This is a genomic window from Rhodococcus artemisiae, assembly GCF_036327795.1.
Lineage (GTDB): Bacteria > Actinomycetota > Actinomycetes > Mycobacteriales > Mycobacteriaceae > Rhodococcus > Rhodococcus artemisiae.
The window spans coordinates 402,480-417,942 of sequence record NZ_JAUTXY010000003.1; the positions used below are offsets into that span (position 1 = coordinate 402,480).

Annotated in this window: 14 protein-coding genes and 1 pseudogene; 10 read left to right on the forward strand and 5 right to left on the reverse strand. The window is 66.3% G+C overall.

Annotated features, from left to right (window positions below; all coding sequences use genetic code 11):
- Positions 1 to 2: 2 nt before the first annotated feature.
- Complete coding sequence (locus Q7514_RS09460; protein ID WP_330132979.1) at positions 3 to 761, forward strand: 16S rRNA (uracil(1498)-N(3))-methyltransferase; 759 nt, start codon at positions 3 to 5, stop codon at positions 759 to 761.
- 22 nt (positions 762 to 783) lie between these two features.
- On the opposite strand, the gene Q7514_RS09465 is transcribed toward Q7514_RS09460, so the two are convergent.
- Complete coding sequence (locus Q7514_RS09465) at positions 784 to 2,112, reverse strand: amidohydrolase family protein (protein WP_330132980.1); 1,329 nt, start codon at positions 2,110 to 2,112, stop codon at positions 784 to 786.
- Positions 2,109 to 2,759, reverse strand: a pseudogene (locus Q7514_RS09470) (2OG-Fe(II) oxygenase family protein); the annotation flags it as partial. The gene Q7514_RS09465 and the pseudogene Q7514_RS09470, both read right to left, overlap by 4 nt.
- Here Q7514_RS09470 and Q7514_RS09475 point away from each other — a divergent pair.
- From Q7514_RS09475 to Q7514_RS09485, 3 genes are all read left to right on the forward strand, one after another.
- Entirely contained in the window at positions 2,740 to 3,789 is a 1,050-nt protein-coding gene (locus Q7514_RS09475) for an isopenicillin N synthase family dioxygenase (protein WP_408016062.1), read from the forward strand. The pseudogene Q7514_RS09470 and the gene Q7514_RS09475 sit on opposite strands and share 20 nt — an antisense overlap.
- A gap of 89 nt (positions 3,790 to 3,878) precedes the next feature.
- Positions 3,879 to 4,523: a GntR family transcriptional regulator gene (locus tag Q7514_RS09480; RefSeq protein WP_330132981.1), complete on the forward strand. Its 645-nt coding sequence runs from the start codon at positions 3,879 to 3,881 to the stop codon at positions 4,521 to 4,523.
- A 42-nt stretch (positions 4,524 to 4,565) separates the two neighbouring features.
- Positions 4,566 to 5,327, forward strand: coding sequence for an alpha/beta hydrolase family protein (locus tag Q7514_RS09485; RefSeq protein ID WP_330132982.1), 762 nt, complete (start codon positions 4,566 to 4,568; stop codon positions 5,325 to 5,327).
- Here the strand turns inward: Q7514_RS09485 and Q7514_RS09490 are convergent.
- Complete coding sequence (locus Q7514_RS09490; RefSeq protein ID WP_330132983.1) at positions 5,281 to 6,951, reverse strand: MFS transporter; 1,671 nt, start codon at positions 6,949 to 6,951, stop codon at positions 5,281 to 5,283. The two genes, Q7514_RS09485 and Q7514_RS09490, sit on opposite strands and share 47 nt — an antisense overlap.
- Positions 6,952 to 7,069: 118 nt before the next feature.
- On the opposite strand from Q7514_RS09490, the gene Q7514_RS09495 reads away from it, so the two are divergent.
- The 6 genes from Q7514_RS09495 (at position 7,070) to Q7514_RS09520 (ending at position 13,407) form a co-directional block, all read left to right on the forward strand.
- Complete coding sequence (locus tag Q7514_RS09495) at positions 7,070 to 7,702, forward strand: TetR/AcrR family transcriptional regulator (protein ID WP_330132984.1); 633 nt, start codon at positions 7,070 to 7,072, stop codon at positions 7,700 to 7,702.
- A 201-nt stretch (positions 7,703 to 7,903) separates the two neighbouring features.
- A complete protein-coding gene (locus Q7514_RS09500) occupies positions 7,904 to 9,982 on the forward strand; it encodes a PhoH family protein (RefSeq protein WP_408016068.1) in 2,079 nt (692 codons plus the stop codon).
- A gap of 49 nt (positions 9,983 to 10,031) precedes the next feature.
- Positions 10,032 to 10,574 (forward strand): rRNA maturation RNase YbeY, encoded by a 543-nt coding sequence (gene ybeY / locus Q7514_RS09505; RefSeq protein ID WP_330132986.1) that lies wholly within the window; start codon positions 10,032 to 10,034, stop codon positions 10,572 to 10,574.
- A 58-nt stretch (positions 10,575 to 10,632) separates the two neighbouring features.
- Positions 10,633 to 11,955 (forward strand): hemolysin family protein, encoded by a 1,323-nt coding sequence (locus Q7514_RS09510; protein WP_330132987.1) that lies wholly within the window; start codon positions 10,633 to 10,635, stop codon positions 11,953 to 11,955.
- Between the two features lie 43 nt (positions 11,956 to 11,998).
- Positions 11,999 to 12,916, forward strand: a complete 918-nt coding sequence (gene era / locus Q7514_RS09515; RefSeq protein WP_330133101.1) for a GTPase Era — start codon at positions 11,999 to 12,001, stop codon at positions 12,914 to 12,916.
- Between the two features lie 104 nt (positions 12,917 to 13,020).
- Positions 13,021 to 13,407 carry a hypothetical protein gene (locus tag Q7514_RS09520; protein WP_330132988.1) on the forward strand — a complete coding sequence of 129 codons (387 nt, stop codon included), beginning with the start codon at positions 13,021 to 13,023 and terminating at the stop codon, positions 13,405 to 13,407.
- Positions 13,408 to 13,434: 27 nt separating this feature from the next.
- Here the strand turns inward: Q7514_RS09520 and Q7514_RS09525 are convergent, their stop codons facing one another.
- Complete coding sequence (locus Q7514_RS09525; RefSeq protein ID WP_330132989.1) at positions 13,435 to 13,995, reverse strand: TetR/AcrR family transcriptional regulator; 561 nt, start codon at positions 13,993 to 13,995, stop codon at positions 13,435 to 13,437.
- A 2-nt stretch (positions 13,996 to 13,997) separates the two neighbouring features.
- Positions 13,998 to 15,416, reverse strand: a complete 1,419-nt coding sequence (locus tag Q7514_RS09530; protein WP_330132990.1) for an amidase — start codon at positions 15,414 to 15,416, stop codon at positions 13,998 to 14,000.
- Positions 15,417 to 15,463: the final 47 nt, after the last annotated feature.

Consider the following 15,463-nt stretch of genomic DNA (forward strand, 5'->3'; position numbering starts at 1 on the left):
CGGTGGCCGCGACGCTGTTCTATCTCGACCCGCTGCCCGAGACCGGGGCGATTGCCGTCCTCGACGGCAAGGAGGGACGGCACGCAGCGACGGTGCGTCGCATCTCCGTCGGAGAACGACTCGTGTTCTCCGACGGCAGGGGCGGCGTCGCCGACGTCGAAGTGACAGCAGTGGCCAAGGACCGGCTCGAGGCCACCGTGCTGAGACGCGGCACGATCGAACCGGCGCGTCCGGCGGTGACCGTCGTGCAGGCCCTTCCGAAATCCGACCGGTCGGAACTCGCCGTCGAACTCGCCACGGAAGCGGGTGCCGACGGGTTCGTGCCGTGGCAGTCGTCGCGTTGCGTTGCGCGGTGGGATTCCAAGGCGGACAAGGGATTGGCCAAGTGGAAGGCGGCGGCGACGGCCGCGGCGAAGCAGTCGCGTCGGGCCTACGTTCCCGAGGTGGCGTCGCTGCACCGCACCGCCGATGTCGTGTCGCGTGTGCGGGCGACGGTCGCAGACGGTGGTGTCGTCGCGGTGCTGCACGAATCGGCCACCGTCCCGTTCTCGTCCCTGCGTCTTGCGCAGGCACCCGAGCTCGTCCTCATCGTCGGTCCGGAAGGCGGGCTCGACGACGGCGAGGTCGAAGCGCTCATCGGGGCAGGTGCGACGGCGGTGTCGCTCGGGCCGACAGTGTTGCGTACCTCGTCGGCCGCGGCGGTCGCGCTCGGCGCGGTGGGTGTGCTCACCGACCGGTGGTCCGTGACGCCTCTGCACTGACCGGTTCGCAATACAATGAGGTTCACAATGACATCAGTTGCCGGATGAGATCCGTCTCGTCGACCCTGGTGCTGTGCCCGTCCCGGACCACCACCTCACCGCCGACGAGGACGGTGTCGACGATGCGACTCGTGCCGGTGGTGAGGATGCTCGCTCCGGGATCGCGAACCGGCAGGGTCGCGAAGTCCCGATCGAACCGGACGAGGGTCAGATCCGCCGGGTCGCCGACCCGGATACCGCCTGCGCGGGACGGAAGCCCGAGCGCGGAGTTTGCTCCACCCGTGGCGATGTCGATCATCTCCGCGAATCCGAAGAGGTCCGCCTTTCGCCGGACCGCTCGTTGAACGTAGGCGCCCGCGCGTAACGACTCGAGCATGTCCTGGCTGTCGTTACTGGCCGCCCCGTCCACTCCCAGACCCACCGCGACACCGTCGGCGATCAGATCCGGTACTGCAGCGACCCCGCTACCGAGGCGCATGTTGGAGACGGGGTTGTACGAGACGGCAACACCGTGTTCGGCGAGAGTGCGGCGTCCGGTGGCATCGAGTTCGACGCAATGCACCGCAATCATGCGGTCCCACAGGAACCCGTGTGCGGCAAGGTATTGCACCGCACCTTGTCCTGCATGCTGACGGCACATCAGTTCGTCGGTGGCGGTCTCGAGCAGATGGATCGAGACGGTCATGTCGCGTTGTCGGGCGAACTCCCGGATTGCTGCCATGCCGTCGGGCGTCACCGATCGTGGATTCGGCACTGCGAGTCCGACCGCGATCCGGGAGCCGTCGGCTGCTGCTGCCAGGTGGTCGGTGTGGGCGAGCACGTCGTCGAGCGATTGCATCAGGCGTGGTTCGAATCCCCACTTGCGGGTGGCGTCACCGCGGTCTGCGACTCCGCGGCCGAGCACCGCGCGGATTCCGGCGTCGCGCAGTCCACGCAGCACCGCGTCGTGAACCTCGGACGACGGATGTGGCCACATGTGCTCGACCAGGGTGGTCGTGCCACTGCGCAGCGCCTCGAGGGACGCGGCGACGGTCGCGATGTAGGCACGTTCGGGGGTGATATCCACCGACTCCTCACCGACCTGCAACAGCCAGTCGAGCAACGACACTCCCTCGGCGATGCCGCGCATCAGGGATTGCTGCAGGTGGGTGTGGGTGTTGACGAATCCCGGAATCAGGTGTCCGCCGGACCCGTCGATTCGGCGTGCGGCGGGCCACGGCACGTCCCCGGTGCCGATCGCACCGATGTGGCCGTTGTCGACGAGAACGTCACAGCCCGAAAGCCATTGCCCGTCGGTGTAGACCGTCACATCGGTGATCGCCGTGGTGGTCGCGTCGTTCGGCAAGATCATCGTGTGCGTGCCTGGTAGTTGGCCTCGACCCGTTGTCGCAGGTAGTCCTCAGCGGTGATCGGGGGATACTTGCCCTGCGGGCTCTCGATCAGCACGTCCCGGTTGGCCTGGGCGAAGAACGCCAGGCTGTACCGTGCGCCGCGGTGCTCGTCGCCGCCCGGAGGCCGTACGCGGTGGAAATTCGACGGAAGCAGGTCGTCGCTCCATCGCATGAGCATGTCGCCGATATTGCAGGTGATCGCATCGTCGGACGGTTCGATCGGGGTCCAGGCCTCACCGTCCATCTCCCGGCCCGGGCACACCTGAAGCCCGCCCTGTCCGTCTCGTTGGAACAGCAGGGTCAGGCAGTCGAAGTCGGTGTGTGCGCCGGCCCGCCAGGTGTCCGGCGCGGACTCGAAGTGCTCGGGGAGTGCGAAGTAGTGCAGCATTCGCAGGGTGCTCTGGTAGCTGTCGGCGGCGGGATCGTGTGCGCGGGTGAAGAAGTCGGGGACGAAGCCGAGACGCTCGGCGAAGCAGGACAACAGGCGCATCGCCAGCTCCCAGCAGCGATGCTCGAACGCGAGTGCGGTGTCGCGGAACCCGGCAAGCTCCTCCTCGCCCGGCCACAGGCCGTCCATGTGTGGTCGGGTGATCTGGAATGACTTCCGTGTTCCCACCGTCGACATCGGCCCGTATGTCGCCGATGTACCCGATGCGGCGGCGTGCGCAGGGGTCGCTGCCCAACTGGACCGGGCGTGTCAGGAGGTCGGGTTCGTGCAGATCGTCGGACACGGCATCCCGGAACGGACGATCGACGATCTCGCCGCAGCACTCGACGCGTTCTTCGCGCTGCCGTTGGAGACAAAGAAGGGGTACCGCCGCGGGCCTGCGGAGAACCGCGGCTATGCACCACCGAAGTCCGAATCCCTCAGCATGAGCCTCGGAGTCCCCTCGGCCTCGACGATGAACGACTTCTACGAGGCGATCACCGTGGGCACCGAAGCATCGGCCTTCCCCGGCCTCGACCTGCCCGAAACGAGTTACGCACGCAACACCTGGCCGGAGGCGGTGCCATCCTTCCGCCCTGCGGTCGAAGAGTACTTCCTTCGGGCGCAGGGGCTCTCGCGGGTGCTCGTGCGTGCATTCGCGGATGCGCTCGGGCTCCCGCCCGGTTACTTCGACGGCCTTGTCGACCACTCGATCGAGGTACTGAAGATGAACAACTACGCGCTGCCGGAATCCGAGATTCGAGTGGTCGACGAGCTGACCGGAATGGGTGCGCACACGGACTTCGGCATCGTGACCGTCCTCTGGGCGGATCAGGTTCCCGGACTCCAAGTGCTCGGAGCCGACAGTCGGTGGCACGATGTGCAACCCTGCGACGGTGCACTGCTGATAAACCTCGGCGACGCGATGGCCAGGTGGACGAACGGCCGGTGGCGTTCCACGATCCATCGGGTCGACCCTCCGATCGTCGGTGGCCGGATCCAGCGCCGCCGCTCGGCAGCGTTCTTCTTCGACGGCAATCACGACGCCGTGATCGAGACACTGTCCGGATGCCTCGCCGACGGGGAGAGCGGTTATCCGCCGATCACGATCGCGGAGAACATCGCCTCCAAGCTTGCCGGCATGAAGTCCGGCGTTGCGCCGGTAGGCCTGCGCGAGGCCGAGCGTGTCCTGGCTGCCGACACCCACTGACCGTGCGAAGTACACGCTGAGCGTCCAATGTCCATCGCCGGCCGACCGCCGCGATACCCTGGCGTGTGGCCCGAAACAGCGGAGACGAGATGACCACGACCGAACGGGCCTTGCTGACGGAATCGGTCCACGCCACCCTGCGGGAGCAGATCTTCGCGGGCGAATTGCCCCCGGGTGCGGCGTTGAGCGTGCCCGCGCTGGCCGCGAAGCTGAATGTGAGCCGGACCCCGGTTCGGGAAGCAGTGCAGCAGCTCATCAGCGAGGGAATCGCGGTGTACACCCGCAACGCCGGCGCGAAGGTCGACGTCGTCGACGACGAGACCATCCGGGCTGTGTTCGAGGTGCGAGAAGTGCTCGACGGTCTGGCCGCGCACCAGGCCACCCTGCGGGCCACATACAAGAACATCGAGGACCTGTCGGTGCTGGTCGTCGACCAGCGGGCGCTTCTGGACACCCCACCTGATCACCGGCGCGACGCCCGGATGGATCTCGAGTTCCACACCGCGATACGAGACATCGCGGGCAACAAGCCGCTGCGCGAGGCATCGACCCGGCTCGACGGGCAGGCGCACCTGTACCGATCGGACATGTGGACCATCGAGGAGAACCGGCGAATCGCGGTCGACGAACACGAACGGATTCTGGCAGCGATCCGATCCGGGGATGCCGAAGGCGCGCGGTCGGCCGCGTCCGCTCACGTCGCGGGCCTGCTCGTGCGGACCCGCAGGAAATAGCCGGCGCCGTGCCTCCCGGCCGAGAGCGGGACAATGATCCGCATGCCACGTATCCGCATCGACTACGGTCCCGAGCCCGCCCAGTTCGGGCATCTGTACACGCCGGGTGGGGTCGACGGTCCGGTGCCCGTGGTGATGCTGATCCACGGTGGGTACTGGAGCGCCGACTACCACCTGAACCTGGCGACGCCGCTCGCGTCCGAGCTCGCTCGGCGCGGGGTCGCCGCCTGGAACGTCGAGTACCGCAGGGTCGGGGCGGGTGGTCGCTGGCCGGAGACGAGCGCCGACATCGAGGCTGCGCTGGCTGCGACCGAGGCGTTGCTGCCCGAAGCGTCGCCGGTTCCGTTGGATACCGGCGACGTCCGGATCATCGGCCATTCCGCGGGAGCGCAGCTCGCGCTGTGGGTTGCCGGGCAACGGCGTAACCCGGTCGGACCGAGTCGGGTGATATCGCAGGCCGGAGCGCTCGACCTGGCGTCCCGCGCTGCTACCCGCAGCGGCAGCGTGCTCGAGGTGCTGTTCGGCGTGTCCTATTCCGACGATCCTCAGGTGTACCGCAGCGCGTCGCCGTTGGACCGCGTACCGACCGGTGTTCCCACGGTGTGCATCCACGGGTGCGACGACGAGCAGGTGCCGGTGATGGCAAGCCGTCTCTACGCGGACGCCGCAGGTGCCGCAGGTGATCGCGTGGCGTTGTGGGAGGTACCGGGGGAGGGACACAACGCTTTCCTCGACCGGAGTACCCGCAGCTGGGACCTCACGTTGCAGGCGGTGCTCGATGAGGATCCGTGGGCGCATTCGTGAGTCGTTCCGGTGATCGCGGTACCGGTCGGGGAATCGAGGGCGACGTGGAGCGGGAGGGAAGGATTGCCGCGACCAGCAGTGACCCGGCTGCCAGAGCTATACCTCCGACCAGGCCGGCCTGACCGATGGCGTCGGCGAACGCTGTGCCCGCGGCCTCCCGCAATGGTTCCGCGTGGGACGAGGCGAGGGGATTCGCGGCGAGCTCGTCCGCGACGATCGACGCGCCACCCACGGAGTCACCGGCCGCGGTCATGGCCAGTTCTGCTTGTTCGGCCATCGATCCTGTCAGATTCCCGAGCGGCAGTTCTGCCAGGAAGTCCGAGATCTCCCGGTGGTAGGTGGTTGCGAGAACTGAGCCGAGCAAGGCGATTCCGAGCGAACCGCCGAATTCGACGGCCGTGTCGTTGAGTCCGCCTGCTGCGCCGAGCTCATTCTCGGGAAAGCCCGCCATGATCAGGTCGGTCGCGGGCGGGGTCGAGATGCCGATGCCGCTGCCGAGGAGCAGCAGGCAGGCGAGGTAGATCCCGTATCCGGAATCGGAGTGGCATTGCGTGAGCACGAGCGTCCCGGCCGTGGCCGCGGCCATCCCGGCGGTCACCGTCGCGCGGGCTCCGATCAGGGGCGTGAGACGAGCACTCACGGCTGCGCCGGCGGAGACCGCCCCGGCGAGCGGAAGCAGGCGTAGACCCGTTTCGAGCGGCCCGTAGTCGAGCACGAACTGGAACTGCTGTGCGACGAAGTAGATGACCCCGAAGGTTGCGAAGAACAAGAGCAGCACCGAGATGCACGCGGCCCCGACTGCCCGGTCGGTGAGTCGCCTGAGGTCGAGCAGTGGTCGAGGATGCCGCAATTCCCATGCGACGAATGCCGCCGCTGCCGCCACGGACGCCACCAGGACCGCCAGAGTTCCTGCGCTCCAGCCGAAGTGGAATCCGTCGATGATCGCGTAGACGAGACCGCCGACGGTGACGATCGACAGCAGTCCGCCGATCCAATCGGTGCGGTCGACATCGGCAGCGCGGGACGCCGGGACGAGAGCAAGGGAGGCAAGTGCCGCCGCTGCAGCGATAGGCACGTTGATCAGGAATGTCGAGCCCCAGGCGTGAGATTCGAGCAGCCACCCCGCCAGCAGGGGGCCCAGTGCAATCGCGAGTCCGGACGTCGCGGCCCACGCCGCGATCGCACGAGCGCGTTCGTGTGCCGGGAACATCGCAACCAGGAGGGAGAGGGTGGCAGGCATGATCACGGCAGCGCCGACGCCCATCACGATGCGAGCGGCGATCACCTCGGTGACGCTGTCGGCGAGGCTTCCGTACACGGCGCCTGCGGCGAACACTGCGAGACCGGTGAGGAGAGCGCGTCGTCGGCCGAACCGATCTCCGAGGACTCCGCACAGGAGCATGAGTGCCGCGTACGGAACGGTGTAGCCGTCGATGATCCACTGCAGGTCGGAACTCGTGAGCTGCAGGTCGCGCAGCATGCTGGGCGCGGCGACGATCAGCGCGGTGTTCGCCATCACCACGATGAGCAGGCTCAGGCACAGGATTGCCAGACCGGCCCATCGGCGCGGATAGAGGTGATCGGCCTCTACTGATCCCCGAGTATCCGGAGTGGTGTCGGTCATGTGGACCTCCTTGCTGCAGGCTGTAACCGGCTCGATTACACAGTCGTGTGCAATCTAGTTAGTTGCACATATGTGTGCAACTAGACTGGAAGGTGAATCACATGTGCGGCGAAAGAGGATGAGCAGCGTGGAGGAACCGGTCCCCAGCCCGCGGAAGCGTGCGAACGCGAACCGCTCACGGATTCTCGACGCGGCGATGCGCTGCTTCGCGGGAGACCCCGACGCGAGCATGGGCGACGTTGCGAAAGCCGCGGGCGTGGTGCGACGTACCGTATATGCCCACTTTCCCAACCGGGACGCGCTCGTCGAGGGGCTCGCAGACGAGGCAGGCGCGGCGCTCGCTGCGTCCGTCGAATTCCCCGAGCCGGAGGACGCTGCCGTGGCACTCGCAGCCGGTGTCCTGCGCCTCGGCCCGGTCAGTGATCGATACCGGGTACTGCTGTCGTTCGCGCGGAAAGAAGTCGGTGAGGAACGCATCAGTGAGCTGATCGCGCCGGTGCGCACGCACACCTACGGTGTCGTCGAACGGGGTCGCGCAGCAGGAGTGTTCTCCGCATACCTGCCGACCGTCGTGCTCGTCGGGATGATGGAGGGCCTGACCATCGCCACGCTCGAACAGGCCAACCGCGGTGTCGTGGACGATGCGAGTGGTGCCATGGCACTCGGAGTGCTGGTCCTCGCCGGTGTCGCCCCCGATCGGGCCTCGGAGGTCGTCGGGTCGGCGCGGCGGTGGCTGCAGATCACGGCGTGAATCCGGGTCACGGCACGGGGCCGGACGCGGTCCGCAGCACAATGCTGTGAATGCGCGCACCGTACGGCGCTAGACTGGGTTTCGGACACGACGCCCGTCGTGTCCGTATCTGAACCGAAAGCAGGCCGTTCCGTCCACGTGAGTGAACCAGACCGCACCCGCGACCCCGACGACGCAGACCGGATCCCGGTCCGATCGAGCCTGGATCTCCCGCCCGAGGCTGCAGCACCCCTGGTGGGCGCAGCCGACGAGAACCTCATCGCACTCGAAGCCGCCCTTGCCGCCGACATCCATGTGCGCGGCAACACCGTCACCCTCAGCGGTACTCCCGCAGACGTCGCCCTCGCCGAGCGCGTGATCGGTGAACTGGTCACGCTGGTGCGCAGAGGGCAGCAACTGGGCCCTGACGCCGTGCGCCGTACCGTGGGGATGCTCACGAACGGGCTGTCCGATTCGCCGGCGGAGGTGCTCAGCCTCGACATCCTGTCGCGACGCGGGAAGACGATCCGGCCGAAAACTCTCAATCAGAAGCGGTACGTCGACGCGATCGACGCCAACACGATCGTGTTCGGCATCGGTCCGGCCGGCACCGGCAAGACGTACCTGGCGATGGCGAAGGCGGTACAGGCCCTGCAGACCAAGCAGGTCACCCGCATCATCCTCACCCGCCCCGCAGTCGAGGCGGGCGAACGCCTCGGATTCCTGCCCGGAACCCTCCACGAGAAGATCGACCCGTATCTGCGACCCCTGCACGACGCGCTGCACGACATGATGGACCCCGAAGCGATCCCGAAGCTGATGCAGGCCGGAGTGATCGAGGTCGCGCCGCTTGCGTACATGCGTGGGCGGGCGCAACCGTTGTCCACCAAGGTCCTGACCCTGGGCGGGTTCCGTCGGATCGGGGACGTGAAAGTCGGCGACGCGGTGATCGGGTCGGATGGAAGGCCGACCGAGGTGCTCGGCGTCTACCCACAGGGATTCAAGGACATCGTGCGAGTGACCACCCAGGACGGGGCAACCACACTCTGCTCGACCGATCATCTTTGGTCGGTGTACACGCGCGACGACCGTCGACGCGGCAAGGAGCCGCGGGTCCTCGCGGCCAAGGAGATGATCGGTAACCTCCGCGCCGCGCACTATCATCGTTACGAACTTCCGATACTCGCGGAGCCGGTGGCATTCGACGCCTCTCCGGTGCCGCTGGACCCGTACGCGCTCGGGCTGATGATCGGTGACGGGTGTATGTCCGGTGTGACGACGCCGAGTTTCACCACCGCCGACCCGGAACTGGTAGAGGCAATTGTCACTGCGATTCCCGGGATCGTCGCCCATCGTAAGTCGGATATCGACTACGTGCTCAACAGGATCACGTCGCCAGGTGAGGTCCTCACCATCGAGAATCCTGTCACCCACGCAATGCGGGTGCTCGGTCTCTGGGGCACAAGGTCCCCGACCAAGTTCGTACCTGAAGAGTACTTGTACAATTCGGCCGATGTGAGGCTCGCCCTCCTGCAGGGGCTTCTCGACTCCGACGGCGGACCGGTGAGCCAGGCAGGGCGGACGTGCCGGGTTCAATACACGACGGTCTCGGATCAATTGCGGGATGACGTCCTGTTCCTCGTTCAGTCGTTGGGTGGGGTGGCGTACAGCAGAACCCGCGCAGCCGAGGGGCGAAAGCCCGGACACGCCAGAGGTCGCGACGTGGAGTACCGATATGACGCGCACGTTATCGACATCCGTCTACCCACGGGATATGCACCGTTCCGGCTTCGACGAAAAGCTGCGAAGTACTCGGAGAACATCCCCAAAGCCCCCAGGCGGTACATCGAGAGTATCGAACCTGCGGGCGCCGCAGAGGCTGTCTGTATCCGGGTCGCAGCTGCCGACTCGCTGTATGTTACCGAGGATTTCCTGCTGACTCACAACACCCTGAACGACGCATTCATCATCCTCGACGAGGCGCAGAACACCACTGCCGAGCAGATGAAAATGTTCCTGACCCGTCTGGGATTCGGATCGAAGATCGTCGTGACCGGCGACGTCACCCAGGTCGATCTGCCCGGCGGCGCCCGATCCGGTCTTGCTGCTGTTGCCGAGATCCTCGACGACATCGACGACATCCACTTCGCGAGGCTCGACAGCAGTGATGTGGTCCGTCACCGACTCGTCTCCGACATCGTCGACGCGTATGGGCGTTTCGAAGCCGAGCGAAGTGGCGATGCGGGCATCGGAAATCGAGCCCAGCGACGAGCCGCACAACACCGGGTGCAGCGCCGGTGATCATGCCGCCCGACCCGAATCCGTCAGCAGCGCAGAAGGAACGACTGTCATGAGCATCGAAATCTCGAACGAATCCGGGATGGAGGTCGTCGAGGAAGAGTTGCTCGATGTCGCCCGTTTCGTCATCGCCCGGATGGACGTGCATCCCGCTGCGGAGCTGTCGATGGTGCTCGTGGATTCGAACACCATGGCCGACCTGCACGTGCGCTGGATGGATCTGCCCGGCCCGACCGACGTGATGTCGTTCCCGATGGACGAACTCGAGCCGGGAGGTCGTCCCGACGCACCCGATCCGGGGCCGTCGATGCTCGGCGACATCGTTCTGTGCCCGCCGTTCGCCGCCGATCAGGCAGAGAAGGCAGGCCATTCGCTCGACCACGAACTGGCTCTTCTCACGGTCCACGGCATGCTGCACCTGCTCGGTTACGACCACGCCGAACCTGAAGAAGAAAAGGAAATGTTCGGCCTGCAGAACCAGTTGCTCGCCGAGTGGTACGAAGAGTTGCGTCTCGCCGAGCGCGAGGCCCGGCTCGCTGTGCGCGATCAACAGCTGCTCGGAAAGGCCGGATTCGTCGACAATCCGGAACTGTGACCGTGTCGCCGGATGATGCAGCCACGGATGGTGCAGGACGCGTAGAGGTGAGACCTGCGTGAGTATCGTGATCTTGTCGTACGTCCTCACAGTCCTACTCGTGATATTCGGTGGGCTCTTCGCCGCAATCGATTCGGCGCTGAACACGGTCTCGGCGGCGCGCGTGGAAGAGCTCGCGAAGGAGGGGCGTGCAGGTGCTCGCAGGCTCCTCGCGCTCCTCGAAGACCGCCCCCGGTACGTCAATCTCGCCGTGCTGCTTCGTATCCTGTGCGAACTCACGGCCACGGTCGTGCTCGCCGGAGAGCTGCTCGATCATCTGAGCCGCACCTGGGCTCTCGTCATCAGCGCTGCGGTGATGGTCGTGATCGACTACGTCGTGATCGGAGTCGGGCCCCGCACACTCGGCCGTCAGCACGCCTACACGATCGCGCTCACCGCCGCTGTGCCCCTGCGCGTGCTGGGTGTCGTCCTGGGACCGATCAGCAGGGTCCTGATTCTCGTGGGTAACGCCGTCACCCCTGGGCGAGGGTTCCGCAACGGGCCGTTCGCCAACGAGATCGAACTGCGCGAACTCGTCGACCTGGCGCAGGAACGTGGCGTCGTGGCCGATGACGAGCGACGGATGATCCAGTCGGTCTTCGACTTCGGCGACACCAGTGCGCGCGAGATCATGGTGCCTCGCCCGGAGATGGTCTGGATCGAGAGCACCAAGACCGCAGGGCAGGCGACGTCGCTGGCCGTGCGCAGCGGACACTCCCGCATCCCGGTGATCGGCGAGAACGTCGACGACATCTGCGGAGTCGTCTATCTGAAGGACCTGGTGCAGCAGACCTACGACGCGAGCGACGGCGGGCACAGTGTCTCGGTCTCCGACGTGATGCGCCCACCGGTATTCGTGCCCGATTCGAAGCGTCTCGACGACCTGCTCTCCGATATGCAGCGCGACCGCAATCACATGGCCGTGCTCGTCGACGAATACGGCGGCATCGCAGGCCTGGTTACGATCGAGGATGTCATCGAGGAGATCGTGGGCGAGATCGCCGACGAGTACGACGCAGGCGAGATCCCGGATATCGACGATCTCGGCGACGACACCTACCGCGTGTCCGCGCGACTGCCGGTCGAGGATCTCGGCGAACTGTTCGGCATAGAGATCGACGACGACGAGGTCGATACCGTCGGCGGACTCCTCGGCTACGAACTCGGTCGCGTTCCGTTGCCCGGGTCACAGGTACGCACTCACGGACTCGTCCTGCGCGGCGAGGGCGGACCCGACGTCCGTGGCCGCGTCCGCGTGAATACCGTGTTCGTCCGGCGCGTTCCGGAATCCGAAGACTCACCCACCTCTCGAAAGGAGGACGGCGCGTGCTCTGCATCGTGAACGAGGACGTAGCAGCGTCGAACACCAGATGGCAGAACGCACAATGAGCGACTCCGATTTCCGTTCCGGATTCATCTGTTTCGTAGGGCGGCCCAATACCGGGAAGTCGACGCTGACGAATGCGCTGGTGGGCAGCAAGATCGCCATCACGTCGTCGCGTCCGCAGACCACCCGCCACACCATCCGCGGGATCGTTCACCGTGACCACACGCAGCTGATCCTCGTGGACACTCCCGGATTGCACCGGCCCCGCACTCTGCTCGGCCAGAGACTCAACGACCTCGTGCGCGACACGTACTCCGAGGTCGATGCCATCGGCATGTGCTTTCCCGCCGACGAGAAGATCGGCCCGGGCGACCGCTGGATTCTCGACCAGGTCCGCACCGTGGCGCCGCGAACCCCGCTGATCGGCATCGTGACGAAGATCGACAAGGTGGGCAAGCAGCAGGTCGCGGCGCAGCTGCTCGCGGTCTCGCGGCTGCTCGGCAGCGATACCGACGTGGTCCCCGTGTCGGCGACATCGGGGGAGCAGGTCGAGGTCCTCGTCGATGTGATCGCCTCTCACATGGAGCCGGGACCGGCGTTCTACCCCGACGGCGAACTCACCGACGAGCCCGAGGAAACGCTCATGGCCGAGCTCATCCGCGAAGCAGCGCTCGAAGGTCTCGGCGACGAGCTTCCACATTCGCTCGCCGTGGTGATCGAAGAGATTCGTGAGCGTGAGGGGCGCACCGAGAAGCAGGGTGAGATGCTCGATGTCCATGCTTTGCTCTACGTGGAACGCCCGAGTCAGAAGGGCATCGTCATCGGCAAGGGCGGCGCGCGACTGCGTCAGGTCGGCACGGCAGCGCGCACCCAGATCGAGAAGCTGCTCGGGGTGAAGATCTTCCTGGATCTGCACGTGAAGGTCGCGAAGGACTGGCAGCGCGATCCCAAGCAGCTCGGCCGCCTCGGATTCTGACTTTTCACCGGCGTGTCCGGTCGATGTCGTCAGTGGAAGCCATAGATGTCGGAAATGTCCGGCGGGGCTAGGGTCTCCGCATCGTTGTCGATGCGGAGGTCCGAATGCGCGTGTATGTCGTCCCCCTCGTGGTTGTCACGGCGTCGTTGCTTCTCACGACCGGGTGCGCGTCCGAAGACGAATTCGCCGCGGGACCGGTCACGTTCGCTCCTGGAGAAGAGATTCTCGTGGATCTGTCGATGAAGCCCAGCAACGTCGGTGGACGTAGTGGGCCGTTCTTCTCCGGTTATCGCCCGCAGGTGTCGTTCGCGTCGGCGGAGGCGATCACCTGCACGATCAAGGGCCCAGCGCATGGTGAGCCGTTCGCGCCGGGGACGAGGTCGACCGTGCCGATCGTGTGCACCGCCGAGGTGACAGTCGACTCGGAGGATATGGAGGTCGGCGTCCTGGAGGAAGGCCGGGAAGTAGGGAGTGGCACGGTGCGACTCTGACGGACCATTCAGGCGTCGCGCTGCACCTCACGGTTGCGTGGTCGCCCCCCGGAGCAGGAGGAGCGTCGCGGCGGCGAGATCCGTGCCGGATCCTGTCGACAGGCGTCGCAGTTGTAGTCCGGCGATCGTCGCGACCAGGACCGGCCCGAATGTCTCCGCGTCGGGGACATCGAGTGCCCGCAGGATCGTCACGGTCAGCGCATCGTACGCGCACCAGCATTCGTCCGCGGTTGCACGTAGGTCCGGATCCCGGCCTGCCTGGATCCACAGCTCGTACGGTGCGATCCGCTCGGCAGTGAACGCCAGATCCTCCGCGATCCGCCCGGTGAGAGCTGCGGCTTCTGTCACCGAAAGTGACTGGGATCGATACGATTCCGCGATCGTACGCAGTCGTTCGGTCTCCTCCTCGACGAAGGTCGTGAGCGCGGCCTTCAGAAGATCGGACTGGCTCGGAAAGTGGTAGGTGATCGACCCCAGCGACACTTCGGCCAGGGAAGCGATGCGCCGATTGGTGATTCCGGCGATCCCGTGCGTCCCGACGAGATGAAGCGTTGCATCGATGATTCGGTGCCGGGCATCGGTGGCCACGACTACCACCACCGGGCGGGGCTCTGTTCGTGCCAGAGCAGTGCCGATTCGAGTTGGGCCGCAAGCGACACGAGCATCGGCTCGGAGTCGTCGTGTCCGAGAAGCTGTGCGCCGACGGGTAATCCGTCGTCGGTGAAGCCGGCGGGCACATTCACGCCGGGCCACCCCAGTACGTTCCACGGCCACGCGTACGGGCACGCGGCGGTGATCACCTTGTCGGTGGCCCACCCGCCGAGACCGTCGATCGCGTCGACCGGTAGGGGCGGCGTGGCGGTGGTGGGGGTCAGTACGACGTCGAAGCGGTCGAAGATCCGGCCGACGCGGCGACGGAGCCGGGGTTCGGCGGCTCTCGCGGCGCGAAGCGGAAGTCCGTGCAGAAGTTTCCCGGTATGAGCATTGGCGCGGGTGCGGGGATCGACGAGTGACGGGTCGGGCAGCGTGCTCGCCCAGTCGTGGATACCGGCCATCGACCGCGGGAGGAAATCCAGACCGAACGTGATTCCGTAATCAGGGTCGGCGAGGATCACCTCGTGTCCGAGATCGCGGAGCGTGGTGGAGAGTGCGGCGATGCGGGTGCGTACCCGGGGATCGAGCCGCCTCGGTGTGGCGGTGAACGGAAGCTTCAGGGACAACGCGATTCGCAGTCGTCCGGGGTCACGTCCCACTGCGTCGGACACCCTGATCGGGTCGCGGCGATGGAGGTCGCCGGGTCGGTTGCCGCTCACTGTGTCGAGGAGGAGCGCGGCATCGGCGACGGTGCGGGCGAGCGGGCCGTGGGTGGTCAGACCGTGGAACGCCTCGGGGTGGGGCCACATCGAGATCCGACCGCGTTGCGGCTTTATTCCCACCAGATTGGTCCAGGCGGCCGGGATTCGAACCGAACCGGCGCCGTCGGACCCGAGCGCTGCGGGGACCAGTCCGGCCGCGACCGCCGCAGCGCTTCCTCCGGACGACCCGCCCGGTGTGTGCTCGCGCGACCAGGGGTTCCGTGTGTGCCCGTAGGTCGGGTTCCCCGTCAGTGGCCACTGACCGACCTCGGACGAGTGGGTCTTGCCGACGATCACTGCGCCGGCGTCGCGCAGTCGGCGGACGACCTCGGCGTCGTGTTGCCGAGTCGGGAAGTCGCCGGGGCAGCCGAAGGCCGTGGTCTCACCGACGATGTCGGTGTCGTCCTTGATCGCGATCGGGACGCCGAGCAGAGGAGCATGTTCGCCCCTGGCGCGGCGACGATCGGCCTCGGCCGCCTCGGCCAGCGCCGCTTCCCGCCGCACGACGCGGAAGGCGTTGAGCGTGGATCGGCTCGCATCGATCCGGGCGAGTGCGTCGCGAACGAGCTCGACCGAGGTGGTGGTGCCCGTGTCGAGTGCTGCAGCCGTGTCGGTCAGTCCGGTGGGCCGGGCGGGTACGTCGTGCGTCGTCATGCATCCCCCAAGGTTGTTCGTTCGAACGAACAATAACGTGTTCCAGT